Genomic DNA, 19,465 nt, shown 5'->3' on the forward strand with positions numbered 1-19,465 from the left:
GGCTATAAAACTTGATTTAGCGCAATATATGACATTTGTGCGCCATAAGCAATCAACACAAATCCGCTAAAAATCTTGACCTTTTTGTTGTCCAACAACCGCTTAAGCTGGGTGGCTGCGGCCCCCATTGCCACCAGCGTGGGCAGGGTTCCCAGGCCGAATCCCGCCATGATCAATCCGCCCTGGACCGGGTCCGCCGCAGCCAGGGCCCAGGTCAGGGTGGAATAGACCAAGCCGCAGGGCAGCCAGCCCCACAAGGTACCCGCCAGGAACGCCTTGCCCGGGGTGTGCAGTGGCATCAGCCGTTGTGCCACCGGGGCAATCTTGTTCCACAGGGGTTTACCCGCACGCTCCAGCCACAGCAACCAGTGAGCCAGCCTGGCCACGTACAGCCCCATCAGGATGAGCATGATGCCGGCCAGCAGCTGCAGTGCACTGAGCAGGGGGTCCAAGGCAAACATCAGCACCAATGCTGAGGAGGCCGCCGCCACGGCGACCCCCATCAGGGTGTAGCTGCTGATCCGTCCCAGGTTATAGGCCAGCACAAAGGCCAGGCGCTGCTGCAATGACAGCACCCCTTGGCTGGGCAGGGCCTGGCTGAAGGCGCCGACCACGCCACCACACATCCCCAAACAGTGGGCACCGCCAAGCAGGCCCACCAGCATGGCGGCGTAGAAGTTGTAGTCGGTCACTTAGGGTCCTTGGGCGGGGTCTTATCGTCGTCGAACAGGATGGAGTAGCCCTCCCGGTCGAGGTCTTCGTACTGCCGGCTCTTGACCGACCAGAAGAACAGCGCCACCGCCAGACAGACAAAGAGGATAGCGATGGGGATCAGGATATAGATAATGCTCATCGTGGCACCTTCAAGAGTCTGAGGCTGTTGGCCACCACCACCAGCGAGCTGAGGGACATGCCGGCAGCGGCCAGGTAGGGCGGTACATGGCCGGTGACGGCCAGGGGCAGGATCAAGGCGTTATAGCCCAGGGAGATGGCCAGGTTCTGGCGGATCACCCGGTTGGTGAGCTTGGCGGTGTCGATCCCGGCCAGTACCGGAGCCAAGCGATCACCCAGCAGCACCAGGTCAGCGTGGCATTTGGCCAGGTCGGTACCGCTGCCCATGGCAACGGAGACGTTGGCACCGGCCAGTACCGGCCCATCGTTGATGCCATCACCGAACATCGCCACCACCTCACCCTGTTGCTGCTGCTCGCTGAGGTAGGCCAGCTTCTGCTCCGGGGTATGGTTGTAATGGGCATCGTCCAGGCCCAACTGCTCGGCCAGGGTAACGGCCTTGGGGTTGGGGTCACCGGACAGCATCTCGCAGCGTAAGCCGGCTTGCTTGAGGGTGGTGATGGTCTGCGCTGCATCGTCCCGTACCCGGTCGGTGAGGAAGAAGCTGGCGATCACCTGGCCATCCCGGGCCAGGTAGAGGCGATCAGCCGGCCGCTCCGGCGCATCGACAAAGCTGGGCTTACCGATCTTCAGCTCATGGCCGTCGATGATGCCGGATAGCCCTTTGCCGTTGTGCACCTTAACCTCGTTGGCCTGGAGGCGAACATCCCGATGGGGACGAAACGCCTGGGCGTAAGGGTGGGTCGAGTGGGCTTCCAGTGCGGCGGCCAGCGCCAACACCTGGGCTTCGCTCTGCTCCGGCTGCTCCAGCACCACCCGCTCCAGGCTGATCTTGCCTTCGGTCAGGGTGCCGGTCTTATCAAACAGCAGGGTGCTGATCTTGGGCAGTGCCTCAAGCACCCGGGCGCTTTTCACCAGCAGGCCCTGCTGCTGCAATCGATTGGTGCCGCAGGTGAGTGCCGCCGGGGTGGCCAGGGCCAGGGCGCAGGGGCAAGTTGCCACCAGCACCGACAGGGTGATCCAGAAGGCGTCTTCCGGTGCCAACTGCATCCAGGCCAGGTAGGTCATCAGGGCAATGAGCAATATACCGGGGACAAAGTAGCCGGCAACCCGATCGGCAAACTGGGCGATCTGGGGCTTGTTGGCCACCGCCGCCTCCTGCAGCCGCATCAGGGTGTGCAAGCGTTGCTGTGCCCCGACTTGCACCACTTCCAGCTCCAGGGTCTGGTCCAGGTTGACGGTACCGGCATAGAGCTCGGCCCCTTCGCCCTTGGTTACCGGCTCCTGTTCGCCGGTGAGCATCGACTCGTTGACCTGGCTTTGGCCTTCAACCACCCGCCCATCCACCGGAATGCGCTCACCCGCCAGGACGCGACAGCGCTGACCGATCTTGAGGCTGCGCGCCGCCACCTGGGTTACCTCTCCCTGTTGCACCAGCCAGGCGGTGGCCGGTACCAGCTTCTGCAGGTTGGAGGCACTCTCCGAGGCCTTGCGTCGGGCCCGTTGTTCGAACAGTCGACCCAGCAGCAGGAAGAAGGTGAACATGGAGATGGATTCGAAGAACACCTCGCCGGTGCCTTTCACCGTCGCCACGCAGCTGGCCACGTAGGCCAGCAGGATGGCGATGGAGACCGGCACGTCCATGTTGACCCGCAGGCTCATCAGGGCGCGCAGGGCACTGAAATAGAATGGCTGTGCCGAGTAGAGCACTACCGGGGTTGCAAAGATCAGGCTGACCCAGCGAAAGTAGTCGCGAAACTCGGTTTCCAGGTCATAGAAGTAGCCGGTGTAGAGGGCAACGGCGAGCATCATCACCTGCATGGTGGCCAGGCCCGCCAGGCCCACCCGCAGCAAAAACGCCTGGCTCTCCTTGGCGTTCTTGGTCTCTTGGGCATCCACCTGGAAGGGGGCAGCCTGGTAGCCGATGCTGGCCATGGCGGCGAGCAGATCCGACAGCTTTTGTTGGCTGCCATCCCAGCGCAGGATAGCGCGCTGGGTGGTGGTGTTGACGCTGATGTTGGCGACACCGGGCAAACGGGCCAGGTGCTTTTCAATCAGCCAGGCACAAGCGGCGCAACTGATCCCCTCAATGGAGAGCATCACCTCTTTCAGATCGCCCTTGGCGGCGACGAACTCCTGCTGCACCTCGTCCAGGTCGTAGGCGACCAGTGACGCCAGTTGCGGCGGGATCGCTTGCTGCTGGCCGGTCTCGGTGCGGTAGCGGTAATAATCGGTGAGACCCGCCGCCATGATGGCATCGGCCACCGCAGCGCAGCCGGGGCAGCACATCGCCTTGGCTTCGCCGTCAACGGTGGCGACAAAGTGGCTGCCCTCAGGAATGGGCTCGGCGCAGTGGAAACAGAGCGCGGCTTGCATGCGTGCTCCTTACTGCAACCAAAGGGTGTCTTCGGAGGGCAGGGTGAGTCGCCCCTGCAGGCGCCAGCTCTGATCAAAAGCGTCGATCTGCACCAGCCAGTTGCCGGTCAGGTCTTCTTCCCGCTGCAGGCGATAGATGCCGTGACCATCCTGGGTCAGCATGGTGACAAAGTCCCGCTCCGCCAGGGTAGCGTGGTGGAACTCCAGCTCAATGGCGGTACCGAGGGGATCACCGCCGTGTTGGCGGATGCGGATCTCGCCGTCAACCACGTCGACGGAGAAGCTGAGGCCAAGGTTCTTGGCGGCTCGGATACGGGAGAGATCCTGGTTGATGCCTTTGCCTTCCTTGTAGTAATCCTCAGACACCATGGAAAAGGGCGTGGTGGACGCCATGTAGAAGGTCGCCACCGATTTGATGACGGCGTACATGGGCAGGAGAATCAGGAACCAGGGCCAAAACTGCTTATACCATGGTTGTGGAGTCATTCTTTTTGTACCTTCCGTTGGGAGCAGTGTCTCATTCTACTTTGCGCTGTGATTGAGATCTATCTGGGGGCCGGTTGTGGCGGTCTGCTTGGCCACTTGTTGTACGAAATGCAACCACCCGCTAGTGCAACCCACCCGCTGCAGCGCTCGAACGTCGATTCTGCGCCGAAAAACAATAAGGCCCCGCAACAGCGGGGCCTTACAGAGAGTGTTTCGATAGCGAAACCGGCGATCAGTCGTTGCTGAGGCTGTAGACGTAGCTGCTGATCAGGTGAACCTTGTCCTCACCGAGGATGTCCTTCCAGGCCGGCATTACACCGCTGCGCCCGTTGATGATGGACTCGGCCACCGCACCACGGCTGCCGCCGTAGAGCCAGTTGCCGTCCTTCAGGTTCGGCGCGCCCAGCAGTTGGTTACCTTCACCGCCCATACCGTGACAAGCGAAACAGCCCTTCATGTAGCTGCCCTGGCCACGCACTGCAGCCTCCTTGTCGTGATCCCGGTTGGACAGGCTCAGCACGTACTCCACCAGGTCCGGCACCTCTTCGTCGGCGATCGGCAGGCCACCCTTGGGCGGCATAAAGCCGTTACGGCCGTTCATCAGGGTCAGCTTGATGGTGGCGGCATCGCCGCCGTACATCCAGGCGCCGTCGGTCAGGTCAGGGAAGCCCTTACCGCCCTTGGCGTCGGAGCCGTGGCACTGGGAACAGTTCTGCAGGAACAGGCGCTGGCCAATCTTCTTCGCTTCCTCGTCCAGCGCCAGATCCTCAATGGACTGGGCGGCGTAGGCGGCGAAGATGGGGCCAAACTGGGCGTCGGCCTGGGCCACTTCCCGGTCGTACTGAACCAGCATGGTGGCGCCGTCGCCCTTGGCCGCTTCGGCCGCAACGCGAGACTCCTCCAGGTTTAACACCTGCTTGTTGGCAGAGGTCCAGTTCAACAGCCCGGCGAAGTTGCCCATACCGGGATAGAGCGCCAGGTAGCCAACACCAAACACAATGGTGATGACGAACATGTAGCTCCACCACTTGGGTAGCGGGTTGTTGATCTCTTCAATGCCATCGAAGACGTGTCCCATCGACTCGCCTTCCTCTTTGCCCATCTTGTCCTTCTGACACCAGATCAGCAGGGCCCAACTGCCCGCCAGCACGGCAACAACGCAGAAGATGACGATGATGCTTAGAATGGTACTCATCCGTGTTTACTCCTTTACGGCGTCCTTTGCCTTTTCATCGTCTGCGAACACCAGGTTGGCGGCCTCATCAAACGACTTCTTGCGTCGTTTGGAGTAGGCCCAACCGATGATGCCAAACATGCATACCATCAACACGATGGTGTAGATGCCATGAAAGGTTCCGTAATCCATAGTTCAATCCTTATTTGAGCGCAGTGCCCAAAACCTGCAGGTAAGCGATCAGGGCATCCATCTCGGTCTTACCCACCACGCTTTCGGCGTCTTTCTTGATCGCTTCGTCGTCACCATAAGGTACGCCGAAGTTGTCACGGAAGATCGTCAGCTTGCGCACGGTGTGCTTGCCATCGAGCACGTTGTCCTCAAGCCAGGGGAAGCCCGGCATGTTGGACTCCGGCACAACGGCACGGGGATCGATCAGGTGAACCCGGTGCCACTCGTCGGAGTAGCGACCGCCGACCCGGGCCAGGTCCGGACCGGTACGCTTGGAGCCCCACAGGAAGGGGTGTTCCCAAACGCTTTCACCGGCCACGGAGTAGTGACCGTAGCGCTCGGTTTCAGCACGGAAGGGACGGATCATCTGGCTGTGGCAGTTGGCACAACCTTCGCGGATGTAGATATCACGGCCTTCCATCTGCAGCGCGGTGTAGGGCTTGAGGCCATCCACCGGCTGAGTGGTTTCGTCCTGGTAGATCAGCGGAACAATCTCAGCGATGCCACCAAAGCTGATGGCGATCACGGTGAAGATCGCCAGCAGACCGACGTTCTTTTCTACGATTTCGTGGGAGAATTTCATCCTGTCTGCTCCTTATGCGGCCTGAGGAGCGGGCTCTTCCGCCACGCTGGTTTTTGGTGCTGTGATGGTGCGATAGACGTTGTAGGCCATCAGGAACATCCCCAGCAGGAAGAAGCAGCCACCGATAAAGCGCACGAAGTAGAACGGGTAGGACGCAGACAGCGCTTCAACGAAGCTGTAGGTCAGGGTGCCGTCGGCATTCACCGCGCGCCACATCAGACCCTGCATCACACCGGAGATCCACATCGCCACGATGTACAGTACGGTACCGATGGTGGCCAACCAGAAGTGGGCGTTGATCAGCTTGATGGAGTACATCTGCTTCTGACCGAACAGGATCGGGATCAGGTGGTAAAGCGAACCGATGGAGACCATGGCTACCCAACCCAGGGCACCGGAGTGCACGTGACCAACAGTCCAGTCGGTGTAGTGGGACAGCGCGTTTACAGTCTTGATGGACATCATCGGGCCTTCGAAGGTGGACATACCGTAGAAGGAGAGGGAGACCACCAGGAAGCGCAGGATCGGGTCGGTACGCAGCTTATGCCAGGCACCGGACAGGGTCATGATGCCGTTAATCATGCCACCCCAGGAGGGGGCAAACAGCACCAATGACATCACCATCCCCAGCGACTGGGTCCAGTCGGGCAGGGCGGTGTAATGCAGGTGGTGCGGCCCGGCCCAGATGTAGAGGGAGATCAGGGCCCAGAAGTGGACGATGGAGAGGCGGTAGGAGTACACCGGCCGCTCGGCCTGTTTCGGCACAAAGTAGTACATCATCCCAAGGAAGCCTGCCGTTAGCAGGAAGCCCACCGCGTTATGCCCATACCACCATTGCACCATGGCATCCACGGCCCCGGCATAGATGGAATAGGACTTCCACATGTGCACCGGAACGGACATGGAGTTGACGATGTGCAGCACCGCCACGGTGATGATAAAGGCACCGAAGAACCAGTTGGCCACGTAGATGTGGCTGGTTTTACGCTTGATGATGGTGCCAAAGAACACCAGCGCGTAACTGACCCACACCACCGTAATGGCGATCTTAATGGGCCACTCCAGCTCGGCGTATTCCTTACTGGTGCTGATCCCCAGCGGCAGGGTAATGGCGGCAGCCAGAATGATCGCCTGCCAACCCCAGAAGGTGAAGCCAGCCAGCTTGTCGGAGAACAGCCGGGTCTGACAGGTCCGCTGTACCACGTAGTAAGAGGTGGCAAACAGCGCACTGGTGCCAAAGGCAAAGATCACGGCGTTGGTGTGTAGCGGACGGAGGCGGCTGTAAGTCAGCCAAGGGGTGTCGAAGTTCAAGGCGGGCCAGATCAGCTGGGCGGCGATCAACACCCCCACAGCCATGCCGACGATGCCCCAAACCACGGTCATAACGGCAAACTGGCGGACAACCTTGTAGTTGTAGTCAGCAGGCCCTTGAGAGGTTAGGTTCATAGTGTGCTTCCACTGCATTTTTGCTTTTTGTCACAGGGGCATCAACGTACACTGGGTACGGGATCACCCCGCCTGAAACGTGATACGCATCAAGGCACCGCCATGATACTTGAAGCCCATCAAAAAACCCAACCAAAAGGCCAACTGGATCTTTGATCCGGATCAAACCTTTGTGAAAGGGTTTGTGATGGGTCAAAAAACTCAATTGCTGAAAGATCAATAAGATGAGAAAAGCCCTCCTGCTGACTGCCGCGTTCGCTGTCACCGCCTGCCAACCCGATCTCACTCAAAAGGCCGAGCTCGCTGAGAAGGCTGAGCACCAACCAAATGGTAAAGCAGCAACGGGCCTGTGTGATTTTTACCAGGGTCCCTGTCCGGGCAGCGCCGATGGCAGCCTGGTAATGACTCCGGCCCACGCCCCCAGCGAACGGCCACTGTCATTGTCGCTCAATCTGCCGGACGGTGAGCAGGTGCAAAGTGCCCGTATCGAGGGCCGCGACATGTTTATGGGGGTGATCCCGGTGCGCTTCGATGACAGTGGCGAGGCGGAGGTGATCTACGGCAGCTGTGCCTCGGGTTACATGGTGTGGCGCCTCTGGGTGACCAGCGAAGATAAAGACGGCACCGAGATCACCCGCTATTTCGATTGGCTGGCGGACAGCACCAAGCCAGCGTCTTAATCGTTACCTCTGGCAGCGGCCAACGGCTGGTAGCGATAACATTGAGTAGTGCTAATGTGACTTCTCTCTGTTGCCCAATCCTTATCGTCCCAACCTCTTAAATGCCGGCACCGTCCTGGTGCAATCCGCTAAGACTGCGCAATCAACAGACTCTTCAATTCCTAACAAGCAGACAAGGCAATAGTGCAGGCCTGCTTTTGACACTCCGGCTACAAAACGCATAAAAACAGCGACTTATTGGAACTCGTGCCTTGTTGCCAGTGTTATTAAATTCCTTCTGGGCTGTCTGATAATTCGTCAAATGTTGCCGATAGGTTGCACTGCCCCATAGTGGCTGCTAGGTTGGCCACAGTGGTGCAAAGTTAACGCTAACATTCTAGGTGCAGTGGTGTTGGTGTGAAGCAGTAAGGGAACCACGGACACTAATAAGAACCCGGAGGATCAATGAAGATCGCAACCAAGCCGACTGCCCTGGCCATCGCTGTTGCCTCTACCTTGAGCTACGCCCCCGTAGCGGTGCAGGCCGAAGAAGAGCAAGCAGAAAACCCTGAAGTGATTGAGGTCCGCGGTATCCGCGGCAGTCTGTCACGAGCACAAGACATCAAACGCAGCTCTGACGGGGTGGTGGATGCCATCTCGGCGGAGGACATCGGTAAATTCCCCGACACCAACCTGGCGGAGTCGCTGCAGCGGATCACCGGTGTCTCCATCGACCGTAAGAACGGCGAAGGCAACCAGATCACCGTACGGGGTTTTGGCCCCAGCTTTAACCTGGTCACCCTCAATGGCCGCTCCATGCCGTTTGCCGACTCTCCAAAGCAGGAGGGGGCGGGCGGCACACAAAATCGCAGCTTCAACTTTGAGCAGATCGCCTCTGAATCCGTCAGCGGTGTGAATGTCTACAAGACCGGCAAGGCCAACATCGCCTCAGGCGGTATCGGTGCCACGGTGGACATCACCACCGCCAAACCCTTTGATTACGATGGCTTCAAGTCCGCCTTCAGCCTGAAAGGGATCCACGACTCCACGGTGGAGCAGGGTGATGACATCACCCCGGAGATCAGCGGCATGATCTCCTCCACCTTCCTGGATAATCGCTTGGGTGTTTTGGCGGCTTACTCCTACTCCGGCCGTGACAGCCGTCAGGAGATCATCGCCACCGACGGCTGGCTGTCGCAAACCGAGAACTGCGAGCTGGGCTTTACCACCAGCCTCTGTCAGGGCGGCAATGTTATCGACGACAGCGCCAACACCAACCGCTATGGCACCATCTGGCTGCCTCAGAACTACAACATGGACGTCAGTAACCATGAACGGGTTCGCCAAAACGCCCAGCTGGTGCTGCAGTTTGCCCCGACCGACAACCTGGTCGCCTCGGTGGACTACTTCTACAGCGAATATGAAGACACCATCGAGCGCTACCAGACCGCGCACTGGTTTGGGAACTGGGTGACTGGCGCCACCGATCAGAACGGCACCATCACCCGCATCGTTAACGGCGCCGGTGGTACTGACTTTATCGGCTACTACGATGAGCCCCGCACCGAGAACGATTCCGTCGGCTTGAACCTGGACTGGACCATCAACGACGCCTGGAGTGTGCGGCTCGATTACCATCACTCTGTCTCCCACGCTCAGCCGGATGGCAACCTCAGTGAGCAATCGATCCTGCTGACCAACGCCGACTTCTTCTGTGCCACCTACGAGCAGTGCTATGCCGGCCAGTTCACCGTGGATTATGGCCAGGGTACCGATCTGCCGGTGCTCAATGACCCGGCGCAGTGGGCGGCGGCAGGCTTTGATGGCTATGTGCACTACCTCTACGACGGCGCGGTGAAAACCCAGGATCCCTACGAGCTGGCCAGCATCGGCGGCAACCTGGTGATCGGCCGAGGTAACGAGGTGGAGAACACCATCGACCAGCTCAAGCTGGACTTTACCTGGGAAAACCTGGGCGGCGGCATGCTGGCCAGCGTCGACTTCGGTGCCAGCTACGTGGATTTCCAGTACGACACCACCTGGCGGATGAACATGACCACCCTGGGCCGTGCCTGGAACCCCAGCGTGGATCAGCTCAACCTGGTGGGTCGTGGTGACGTCGGCGGCGACTTCTCCGGCAGCAGCTCGCTATTTCCCTATTTTGTCGAGTTCGATGTCGGCAGCATGTACAACCAGATCCGCGATGAGTACGGCTTTACCTTCAATCCGGAGGTGTACAACAGCGTCAACGAGGAGACCACCGCGGCCTATGTGATGGCCAACCTGCAGGCGGACCTGTTGGATATGCCGCTGAACATCGTCGCCGGTCTGCGCTATGAGACCACCGACGTAACCGGTGAAACCCGTCAGGTGACCCCCTATGCCCTGCGCTACGAGAGCTTGACCGAGTTGCGCCCGCAGTTCGATGCGGAGCCGGTGTTCGGTGCCTCGTCTCTGGAGGGGGATTACGACTACCTGCTGCCCTCGCTGGATATCAGCTGGGAGGCGGTGGATGATCTGCTGCTGCGCTTCTCTGCCGGCCGCAGCCTGACCCGGACCGATCTGACCGCACTGCGTCCAGCAGTGAGCATCGCCAACTCCCGTCCGTCCGGCCCGTACCTGGCCTACCAGGGCAACGCCAACCTCAAGCCCTACGTCTCTGACAACTTGGACTTGTCGGTGGAGTGGTATTACGCCCCGGCCAGCTATGCGGCTGTCAGCTACTTCCATAAGTGGGTAGACAACTACATCTCCAACGAGACCACCACGGGCCTGCTCTACAACGCTGATGGCGTGGCCTATACCGATCCCTCCCAGGGTGACCTGGTTCCGGATGGCTCCAACGCCAATGGCTGTCCGGAGTCCGGTCTGGACGACCCCATCTGTGATGGCACCGTTGTGCCCAACTCGCCGGACATCACCTGGCAGATCACCACGCCGGTGAACAAGGAGTCTGCCGAGGTGTACGGGGTGGAACTGGCACTGCAGCATATGTTTGCCGATACCGGCTTCGGTGTTCAGGCCAACTACACCCTGGTGGATGGTGACGTGGACTACGACGTGGACAGCGTCGAGGAGCAAAACGCCCTGACTGGCTTGAGCGATTCCGCCAACCTGGTGGCCTTCTACGACAAGCACGGTTTCCAGGTGCGGTTGGCCTACAACTGGCGGGACAAGTTCCTGGCCGCCACCGACCAGCTGCGTGCTCCGAATGAGCCGGTGTTTACCGAGGAGTACGGCCAGCTGGATGCCAACGTCAGCTATGACATCACCGAGCACTTCACCGTGTTCCTGGAGGGTCTCAACCTGACCGACGAAACCTTCCGTCAGCACGGCCGCTACGAGAACCAGTTGGTGAGCGCGCAAACCTTCGGGCCGCGTTACACCTTCGGGGTACGCGCTACCTTCTAACGGCCAACTGGCTCAAAATGACAAAGCGCCAGCACCCATGTGCTGGCGCTTTTATCATTCTTTCGTTGACTGATTCCGTTGTCCGCGACAGACAAGAACTGCATAGCCAAATCCAAGCACCGCCAACACCAACACCAGGTGCTGCTCTGCACCAGAGTCGGCAAAGCCAGGCTCAGAGGCCAGCGTATAAAAGCTGGCGTTGATGGCGGCGTGCACCATGGCAACGCTCCAAAGATCCCCACGACTCCACCACCAAAGCGCACAAAGCAAACCATTGGCGCCGATCAGCAACAGCAAAAGCCAACCGGCCTGAGTCCCCAGTAAGGCAAACTTTGGCAGGTGCCAACCAGTCCAGATAACACCTGTGAAAATAAGCGCTTTAGCCGGTGTACTGGCTTGGCCGAAGTAGCGCAGCAGCCAGTGGCGCCAGCCTATCTCCTCCCACAGGGCGACCAGAAATAGCTGAGTCAGCCAAGTTTGCGTCAACAGCCAAAACCAATGGCTGTCGGCTGTCTGGCCGCCACAGCCAGACCCAATCCGGCGCAGAGGGGCAAACTGAGCAGAGAGAGCCAGGTCGCGCGGTTGCACTGAACTAAAGCTGAAAGCGAGAAGCCGGAAAGGGGAGTGAGCAGGGCTGCCAGGGTGGGGCCCAGTGCCACCAGTAGGGTGGTCACATGATTTGGTAATCCAAGCAGGCTGCCGCCAGCCCAGGCCAGCCAGCTGGCCCCGAAGGCGATGAGGCAAAACCTTGTTGGCGGGCGAGCGCCGAAGGGGAGGCGCATAAGACATTCCTTGATGGCGACAGGTTGATCCTAAGTCACCATCATGAATTGGCCTCAAGCCTTTGTAAAACAACCTAGTCTTTGTACAAAGCTACTGAGCCAGTGAGACCTGGGCATGCTGCCAGTTAGGCTGATCAATCTCCGCCAGCCAGCGCTTGAGGATCTCAGGTTGCGCTTCCACCCGGCTGTCGCCCCAGTAGCCTGAAGCATAAGGCGGTGCCCACAGGCCCTGGTCGTCCCAGCGTACGTTGATGTAAGCCACGGCACGGATCTGGGCCTGGTGCTCGGCGATATAGTCAAAGAAAGGCTGGTACCACAACTGCCAGATCTGCTCGGCACTGAGCGTATGGTTTGCCTTAGCAGCGGGTCCGTCGATTACCGGGCCAATGTTGGCACGGGTGAGCTCACGCAGATCAAAGCCCTGTGGGGCTGACTCGGCAATCATCACCGGCTTGTTCCGTGCCGCGGCAAAGGTCAGTAGCTCGTCCGCCAGGGCACGTTGGCTGGAGCTGCCGCCAAAGCCCTGTTGTTCCGGGGGCAGGAACCAGGACAGGCCGACCCAATCCACCACATCGTTGCCGGGGTACCAGCCATCCACCGCCTGGAAGCCGCCGTCGATCACCTCATCCGCCGGCGAGCTACTGCCTTGCCAGACGATATCCACGTTGTCAGCCTGGGCGCGAACCCCAATCGCAATACGGCGAAAGGCCGCTTTGTAACGTTCCTGGTTGGCATAACCAAGGTTCCAGCTGCCATCAAACTCGTAGCCAATGCGCAGCAGCACGGGCGAGGGGTGTTGAGCGATAAAGCGGCCGAGCTTGTCGATCTCAGCATCAAAATCCCCTCGGTCGATCTGCGCCAGGCCATCAGCCAGGTTGCCTTCATCCAGGCTCAAGCCCAGGGAGAGAAGTGAGCCGGGATACTGTTGAGACGTGATATAGGCGTTGGTTTGACCACCGCCCCAGTCGGCAAAGGCCTGGACGCCCTGTTCCTCGTTATCCCATCCCAGGCCGCCAAACACCTGGTTGTTGGCATCGCGCAGGGCATAGAAATTCAGATAGGTGGTGACTCCGCCGGGCATTGGGCAGCAGTTGCTGCCGCTATAGCCGGTAAGCGCATCCCAGTCTTGGCCTACCAGTAACCAGCGCTTACCCGGCTCCGGCATGGCTTTAAGTGGGACGTTTGGCTCTGCAGTGACGGTACAGGCGGCTTGAAAAAGCAATGCACTTAACAGCAGGGCACTCAACAGCAAGGCGCTTAATCGCAAGGCGGGGGTCTTCATGCCAATCCCCGCTGCTCCACCACCTCTTCGGTAGAAAAGCGATAGCGCATGTTGCAGTAGACGCAGACATCGGTGATGTCTTCTGGGGTACCCGCCGGTGCCGCTCGATAGTTGGTGGAGCTGCGATGTTGCTGGACCGGCTGTACCCGGTGCCAGGTGTGGCCGTGCAGCAGAACCAGGGTGCCGCGTTTTGGTCGCAGGGTCACCTGATCGGCAAAGTCTTGATCCGTGGGTCCGGCTGGGAGCTCACCCCGTCGATGGGAACCTGGCACCACCTGGGTGTAACCGCCGATGGCGTCGGTAATATCCGCGGTATAGACCAGACGATTGAGGTTAAAGTGCGCCTGGTCCTCCGGCGGGCAGTCCTGGTGCCAGGCCTGTCCCTTGCTCCCCGGCGGTGACCACATCACCATGCAGTATTGTGGGCCCCAACCCGACCCCAATATCGCCTCGGTCAGCTGGCTCAGACGCGGATCCTGACCCACCTCATCAAACAACTCCTGGCCCTCTCGCAAAGGGAACCAGGGCACCACTTCGACGTCAGATTTGTCCAGGAACTCTTGGTTAAACAGCACCTCTGGCCCGGCGTTAAAGTGTGTTTGGATGGCGCTGTCATAGCGGGCCATCAACTGGGGATCAAAGAAGTTCTCGATTACCAGGTAGCCCTGCTGCCAGAATCGTTTTGCCAATGCGTGATAATCCATGATCTTTCAGTCCTGTTTGCCTTGCCGGTCCAGTTGCTCATGCTGCACCCAGATGGCTGGGTTATGGATCTGCTCTAGCCAGCGCTGGCGGATCTCAGGGTTGGCCTGAACCCGACTGTCCCCCCAGTTGCCTTGTTGGCAATGCTGATCTCCTACTCGCAGCCCCTCGTCGCAGCGCCACATCGGTTGTGTTTCCCAGTGGGTATTGATGTAAGCCACCGCCCGAATGACGTCCTGGTTGGCGTAGATAAAGTCAAAGAAGGGCTGGTACCAGGCGTCCCAGATCTGCTGACCACTGAATGGGCGTTGCTGATTAAAGTGGATGTAGCTGCGGGTCTGAGCGCCGGTTCGATATGCCTGGGGCGCGGCTTCGGCGATCATCACCGGTTTGTCCCGCTCCCTGGCAAACGCCAGGATCTTCTCCTGAATGGCGGCGGGGTGATCCGGCGGCACAAAATCCCATTGACTCAAATCGCGATAGAACACCGACAGCGAGACCCAATCCACCACATCGTCTCCAGGATACCACTGGCTTAGATGCTCAGCCCGCCGGTGGTCGTATTGCGTCAGTACCTGGTCGCCCTCGGTGGGATCGGGCCAGGCCGCGGATTGCCATACGGTCACCACGTTGTCGGCGCCCGCCTGCTCCAGACGTTGATGCAAAAGACGGAACACCGCGGTGTAGCTGTCAGGTTCGTAGCAGTTCCACAAGCCATCAAATTCGTAGCCGATGCGCAGAAAAACCGGTCTTGGTGCCAAATCCTTGAGGTAGCTGACCAGGAAACCCACCGAGGTATCGTAACTGCCGTCGAGGATCCGTTGGGCATGGTCGACATCGTTGCAGCGGTCGAACGCCAGGCCAACGGCGAGTGCAGCGTTGGGGTGGGCCGATAGGGTTTGGCCAAAGTTGACGGTGCCGCTGCCAAAGTCGATAGCGTTGAGCAGGGTAGGGAAGCTTTGCTCCGGGTGCTCGTGCTTGAGGAAGGCATAGAGTGTCACGCCTTCCAGTGGGTCTTCCGGCATCGCTTCGGCGTACTTGGCGATGGTGTCGGAGTCCTGGCCAACGAACAGTAGGATCTTATCGTCCTGGGGGAGCAGGGGCGCTGCCATGGTGAGGCAGGGAATCAGCATCAGCATGGCGATGGCGTTCAATAGCCGTCGCCTGGTGTTGAGCTTGAAGGGTCTGGATTCGTTCACTGTCCGGTTCATGGCTCTTCACTGGGGTCACTCTGTGCGCCCTCTGTCCGCGGCGAGTTTGTGTTGGCGAACTAGCGTTGGCGCACTTGTGTTGGTCAAGGTGTGTTATCGCTATCATTGAGCAAAAAATTAGCAATGGCCCGGGCCGCTGTCAATGAATTGTTATTCGAGTTAACTCAAGGTTTCACCTTTTCCTTGATCCCCTCGCTGAGGGCGTGCCAAGTTAATGATAGCGATAACACCATTGGCGATATCATCAGTGCCGAAAACATCAATAGCGATGACACCGGTGGTGGCAACAAACGATAACAACGAGAAGCGACAATGAATGGACGGCTGGGCTACATCCTCTACCTCTCCCTGGTGGTGTCACTGGGCGGGTTTGTTTTTGGCTTTGATGCCTCGGTGATCTCCGGTGCCGTGGGCTTCGTCACCGCGGAGTTTTCCCTAACGCCTTTGACCCAAGGCCTGGTGGTGGGAGCGCCGACCCTGGGGGCGGTGATCTCCACGGTAGCCTCAGGTGCTTTGACCGATTGCTATGGTCGCAAGCGGATGCTGATTGCCATTGCCGCCCTGTACGTGGTGTCTGCGATGTTCTCTGCCTGGGCTTGGAACGTTCAGGTGTTGATCCTGGCACGCTTCATTGGCGGATTAGCCTTTGCCTCACTGGTATTGGCGCCGATGTACATCGGCGAGATCGCCCCCAGTGCCTGGCGCGGTAAGCTGATCGCCATCAACCAACTTAATATCGTTCTGGGCTTCTCCGCGGCCTACTTTGCCAACTACCTATTACTGCAGCTGGCGGACCAGCCACCGGCCTGGTTACCGGGCTTAGCCGAGGCGCCGTGGCGTTGGATGCTGGGGTTGGAGTTGCTGCCGGCCGTGCTGTTCCTGCTGCTGCTGTTTCGCATACCTGAAAGCCCTCGCTGGCTCTATACCTTAGGTCGCAAAGAGGAGGCTGAGGCGGTGCTGAATCGGTTGATGCCAGCGGATGAGGTGCAGCCCACCTTGGCCGGCTATCAGCAAGGCTGTTGTGCACCCCAGGGCTTGCGTCAGCGTTATCAGCAGCTGTTCAGTCCCAAGATTCGCTTTGTTTTGTTGCTGGGAATATTGGCGGGCATTACCCAACAGATCACCGGGGTCAATGCCATCTACTTCTATGCGCCGATGATCTTTGAGCAAAGCGGTGTGGGCACCGATGCGGCCTTTGCCCAGGCGGTGTGGATCGGCATCGTCAATGTGGTGTTTACCCTGGTCGCCATGTTGTGCATCGACCGTTGGGGCCGCCGACCACTGATGTTGAGCGGTCTGGTCCTGGTCGCCCTCAGCATGGCGCTGTGTGTTTACGGCTTTTCACAAGCCACTTTCAGTTTGACGACGCAGTCCCTACCGGCACTGGCAGAGATCGCGCCAGCGCAACAATTTACCCCCTTGCTGGGCGAGGTATTCCATTCGGATCTCGAGTTTAAGCGGGCGCTTGAACAGGTGTTGACGCCTCAGCAGGTGATAGAACACTCGGCGCTGTTGCTGCAACAGGCTACCACCATCAACGCGGCGCTGATCCTTACCGGGGTGCTGGGCTTTGTGGCGGCCTTTGCCATCTCATTAGGGCCGGTGATGTGGGTGCTGCTGGCGGAGATCTTCCCTAACCGTATTCGCGGTGTGGCGATTGGATTTGTCGGCTTAATCAACAGTGGTGTCAGCTTCCTGGTTCAGTTGCTGTTCCCCTGGCAACTGGATAACTTGGGAACCTCGGTGACCTTTGCCATCTACGGCGGCTTTGCGGTCATCGGCGGGATGCTATTCTATCGCTATCTGCCCGAGACCAAGGGGCAGAGCCTGGAACAGCTGGAACGGACGCTGGAGCGGCGCAAGCCTGAGGGCACGGAGCCCATGCAAGGAAGAGTGCATTATGGCAAGTAAGGGAGCAGGACAACAGTCAGGGACAATCCGCTGGGGGATCCTCGGTTGCGGCCGCATCGCCCATACCTTTGCCCAGGACATGGCGTGGGTAGAGGGCAGTGAGATCCTGGCCGCGGCCGCCAGGCAGGGTGACTCGGCACAGGCTTTCGCCCAGCAATACGGCATTCCCGTCAGCTACCAGGGCTACGATGCGCTATGTCAGGATCCCGAGATCGATGCCATCTACGTCGCCACCCCGCACAGCCATCATCTGCACCACGCCGAACAAGCCCTGGCAGCGGGCAAAGCGGTATTGTGTGAAAAGCCCCTGACAGTGAACCTGTCGCAGAGTCAGACCTTAATTCAAGCCGTTAAGAGTCACCAAGGCTATCTGATGGAGGGGATGTGGACTTACTTTCTGCCCGCCATACAACAAGCCAAGCAGTGGGTAGAGCAGGGGCGTATTGGCCGGCTGCTGCAGATCAAAGCAGACTTCGGCTATCCCATGATTTATGACCCGCAAGGTCGTGCCTATAATCCGCAGCTAGGTGGTGGCGCGGTGCTGGATATGGGGATCTATCCCCTTGCCCTGGCCTGGCTCTTCTGCCCCGAGATGCCGGAGACCATTCACCAGCTGCAACACCACGCCGCAACCGGGGTAGAGGATGAGCTGCTTTGCCTGTTGCGCTTCCCTCAATACCAGGTCGATGCCGTACTGGGCACCTCCTTTCGCGCCAAACTGCCCAACGTCGCTTACTTGATAGGGGATAAAGGGCAGATCGCCATCGAGGATTTTTGGCGTGCACCAAGATGCGCCCTGTACCACCAGGACGAACTGGTTGAGCAGTTCGAGGATGGGCGCCAAGGCAGCGGCTTTGAGTTTCAGATCGCCGCGGTGAATCGGGACCTGTGTGAAGGGCGGCTAGAGAATCGTACCGTGCCTCACCAGACCAGCCTGGCGCTGGCTCAACTGATGGACCGGCTGCTCAACCGGCCAGCGGCAAGCTAAGCCTCTTTCCTTCTCCGGTAGTTATCCAAACCCAGCCCGGTTGAGCCATTTCACTTTAAGCCAGTTAATTTAAGCCAGTTAAAAAAAGCCCGATGATTCCTCCTTCTGGAACCAACGGGCTTTTTGTTTCGTGCGCTTTTGTTGAACCAGTTTAGGCAACCTGGCTTTGCTGCTCGCGGTAGTCCTTGGGGGTCATCCCCAGGTCCTTCTTGAACACGTTATAGAGGTACTGCACCGAGGGGTAGCCGGACAGCCGGGCGATCTCCGCCGTGGCCAGCTTGCCCTCATCGAGCAGTGACTTGGCGCGCTCCAGTCGAGTGTGGTGCAGGGCAAAATGGATGGAATGGCCGCACACCGCCTTAAAGCGCCGCTCCAGGTTGGAGCGGGATATCCCGACAAAGTCGCAGACCTGCTCACTCTTCACTCCTTTACAGGCGTGATGGCGGATATAGTGCAGCGCCTGCATCACGTAGGGGTCCGACAGCGGCTGGTAATCGCTGGAGGCGCGCTCGAGCACCGCATCGGGCCCGACCAGGGGATGATCCTTGGCCAGCGGTAGCCCCTGCATCTGGCGGTGCAGCATACGAGCAGCGAGGTAGCCCATCTGTTGGCAGCCCTGGCGCACACTGGAGAGCGGGGTACGGACCAGGGATTGCACCATCTCCTCGTCATCGATGCCGATGATCGCGATCTGCTCCGGCACCAGCAGGTTGAGTCGTTCGCACAGTTGCAGCAGGTGACGGGCCCGGGCATCGGTGACCGCCAGTACGCCGGTGCCTCGGGGCAGGTTTTGCAGCCAGTCCGCCAGCCGATTCTGGCTGTAGTGCCAGCGGTCTCCGGCAGTAGGCTCACCGCGGAACACGGTACAGCTGAATCCTTCGCTGCGAACCCGCTCTACAAAGGCAAGTTCCCGTTCATGGGCCCAGCGACAGCGCTCAGCCGGAGGCAGGCCATAGAAGGCGAAATACTGCAGACCCTTGGCCTTAAGGTGCTGGTAGGCCGCCTCGACCACCGCCACATTGTCGGAGGCCACATAGGGCTGCTCGGGGTACTGCGCAGGGTCATGGTAGGAGCCGCCGAAGCCCACCACCGGAATGGTCACACCCGCCAGGGAGCGGGCGATCTCCGGGTCGTCCATATCGGCGATGATGCCGTCCACCGCCCAGGCGTGCACATTATTGAGTCGGCAGCGGAAATCCTCTTCGATGTAGAGGTCCCAACTGCACTGGGCCAGTCGCAGATAATCGCCGATCCCCTGGATCAATTGACGGTCGAAGGTCTTGTTGGCATTCACCAGCAAACTGATTGAAAAGTCTTGTTTCGGCATCGTGCCTCGCGCTCTTATCAATTCCCATTACAACGTTAACAGAT

At 59.3% G+C, this 19,465-nt stretch carries 18 protein-coding genes; 5 read left to right on the forward strand and 13 right to left on the reverse strand.

The window, feature by feature from the left end; translation table 11 throughout:
* Positions 1-2: 2 nt before the first annotated feature.
* The 8 genes from BUC04_RS01875 to ccoN form a co-directional block, all read right to left on the reverse strand.
* Positions 3-665, reverse strand: coding sequence for a sulfite exporter TauE/SafE family protein (locus BUC04_RS01875; RefSeq protein ID WP_143165526.1), 663 nt, complete (start codon positions 663-665; stop codon positions 3-5).
* Positions 666-688: 23 nt separating this feature from the next.
* Positions 689-853 (reverse strand): cbb3-type cytochrome oxidase assembly protein CcoS, encoded by a 165-nt coding sequence (ccoS, locus tag BUC04_RS01880; protein WP_067654581.1) that lies wholly within the window; start codon positions 851-853, stop codon positions 689-691.
* The gene (locus BUC04_RS01885; protein WP_067654583.1) at positions 850-3,228 is read right to left on the reverse strand and encodes a heavy metal translocating P-type ATPase; all 2,379 of its coding nucleotides are present in this window, start codon (positions 3,226-3,228) and stop codon (positions 850-852) included. Before BUC04_RS01885 ends, ccoS begins: the two co-directional genes overlap by 4 nt.
* A gap of 9 nt (positions 3,229-3,237) precedes the next feature.
* The gene (locus BUC04_RS01890; protein ID WP_067654585.1) at positions 3,238-3,714 is read right to left on the reverse strand and encodes a FixH family protein; all 477 of its coding nucleotides are present in this window, start codon (positions 3,712-3,714) and stop codon (positions 3,238-3,240) included.
* A gap of 232 nt (positions 3,715-3,946) precedes the next feature.
* Positions 3,947-4,909, reverse strand: a complete 963-nt coding sequence (locus BUC04_RS01895) for a cbb3-type cytochrome c oxidase N-terminal domain-containing protein (RefSeq protein WP_067654587.1) — start codon at positions 4,907-4,909, stop codon at positions 3,947-3,949.
* Between the two features lie 6 nt (positions 4,910-4,915).
* Positions 4,916-5,080, reverse strand: coding sequence for a cbb3-type cytochrome oxidase subunit 3 (locus tag BUC04_RS01900; RefSeq protein ID WP_067654589.1), 165 nt, complete (start codon positions 5,078-5,080; stop codon positions 4,916-4,918).
* A gap of 10 nt (positions 5,081-5,090) precedes the next feature.
* The gene (ccoO, locus tag BUC04_RS01905) at positions 5,091-5,702 is read right to left on the reverse strand and encodes a cytochrome-c oxidase, cbb3-type subunit II (protein ID WP_067654591.1); all 612 of its coding nucleotides are present in this window, start codon (positions 5,700-5,702) and stop codon (positions 5,091-5,093) included.
* A gap of 12 nt (positions 5,703-5,714) precedes the next feature.
* Positions 5,715-7,148 carry a cytochrome-c oxidase, cbb3-type subunit I gene (gene ccoN, locus BUC04_RS01910; RefSeq protein WP_067654593.1) on the reverse strand — a complete coding sequence of 478 codons (1,434 nt, stop codon included), beginning with the start codon at positions 7,146-7,148 and terminating at the stop codon, positions 5,715-5,717.
* 224 nt (positions 7,149-7,372) lie between these two features.
* Between ccoN and BUC04_RS01915 the strand changes: the two genes are divergently transcribed.
* Both BUC04_RS01915 and BUC04_RS01920 read left to right on the forward strand, forming a co-directional pair.
* A complete protein-coding gene (locus tag BUC04_RS01915) occupies positions 7,373-7,828 on the forward strand; it encodes a hypothetical protein (protein WP_067654595.1) in 456 nt (151 codons plus the stop codon).
* A 444-nt stretch (positions 7,829-8,272) separates the two neighbouring features.
* Complete coding sequence (locus BUC04_RS01920; RefSeq protein WP_067654597.1) at positions 8,273-11,218, forward strand: TonB-dependent receptor; 2,946 nt, start codon at positions 8,273-8,275, stop codon at positions 11,216-11,218.
* Positions 11,219-11,272: 54 nt separating this feature from the next.
* Here the strand turns inward: BUC04_RS01920 and BUC04_RS23830 are convergent, their stop codons facing one another.
* The 4 genes from BUC04_RS23830 to BUC04_RS01945 form a co-directional block, all read right to left on the reverse strand.
* Complete coding sequence (locus BUC04_RS23830) at positions 11,273-11,704, reverse strand: CPBP family intramembrane glutamic endopeptidase (protein WP_067654599.1); 432 nt, start codon at positions 11,702-11,704, stop codon at positions 11,273-11,275.
* Between the two features lie 387 nt (positions 11,705-12,091).
* The gene (locus BUC04_RS01935) at positions 12,092-13,282 is read right to left on the reverse strand and encodes a glycoside hydrolase family 26 protein (protein WP_067654603.1); all 1,191 of its coding nucleotides are present in this window, start codon (positions 13,280-13,282) and stop codon (positions 12,092-12,094) included.
* A complete protein-coding gene (locus tag BUC04_RS01940; protein WP_067654605.1) occupies positions 13,279-13,986 on the reverse strand; it encodes a phytanoyl-CoA dioxygenase family protein in 708 nt (235 codons plus the stop codon). Before BUC04_RS01940 ends, BUC04_RS01935 begins: the two co-directional genes overlap by 4 nt.
* A gap of 6 nt (positions 13,987-13,992) precedes the next feature.
* Positions 13,993-15,195, reverse strand: coding sequence for a glycoside hydrolase family 26 protein (locus tag BUC04_RS01945; RefSeq protein ID WP_143165500.1), 1,203 nt, complete (start codon positions 15,193-15,195; stop codon positions 13,993-13,995).
* 105 nt (positions 15,196-15,300) lie between these two features.
* Here BUC04_RS01945 and BUC04_RS23835 point away from each other — a divergent pair, with 105 nt between their 5' ends.
* Genes BUC04_RS23835 through BUC04_RS01955 form a run of 3 tightly spaced genes read left to right on the forward strand, consistent with a single transcriptional unit; the run spans position 15,301 to position 18,094 of the window.
* Complete coding sequence (locus BUC04_RS23835) at positions 15,301-15,492, forward strand: hypothetical protein (protein ID WP_159437646.1); 192 nt, start codon at positions 15,301-15,303, stop codon at positions 15,490-15,492.
* A gap of 15 nt (positions 15,493-15,507) precedes the next feature.
* Positions 15,508-17,106, forward strand: coding sequence for an MFS transporter (locus BUC04_RS01950; protein ID WP_067654609.1), 1,599 nt, complete (start codon positions 15,508-15,510; stop codon positions 17,104-17,106).
* On the forward strand, positions 17,096-18,094 hold the full coding sequence (locus BUC04_RS01955) for a Gfo/Idh/MocA family protein (protein ID WP_067654611.1): 999 nt from the start codon (positions 17,096-17,098) through the stop codon (positions 18,092-18,094). Before BUC04_RS01950 ends, BUC04_RS01955 begins: the two co-directional genes overlap by 11 nt.
* 151 nt (positions 18,095-18,245) lie before the next feature.
* Here BUC04_RS01955 and BUC04_RS01960 read toward each other — a convergent pair whose 3' ends face one another.
* On the reverse strand, positions 18,246-19,421 hold the full coding sequence (locus BUC04_RS01960; protein ID WP_067654613.1) for a XylR family transcriptional regulator: 1,176 nt from the start codon (positions 19,419-19,421) through the stop codon (positions 18,246-18,248).
* Positions 19,422-19,465: the final 44 nt, after the last annotated feature.

The organism is Ferrimonas marina (assembly GCF_900129905.1).
Classification (GTDB): Bacteria; Pseudomonadota; Gammaproteobacteria; order Enterobacterales; family Shewanellaceae; genus Ferrimonas; species Ferrimonas marina.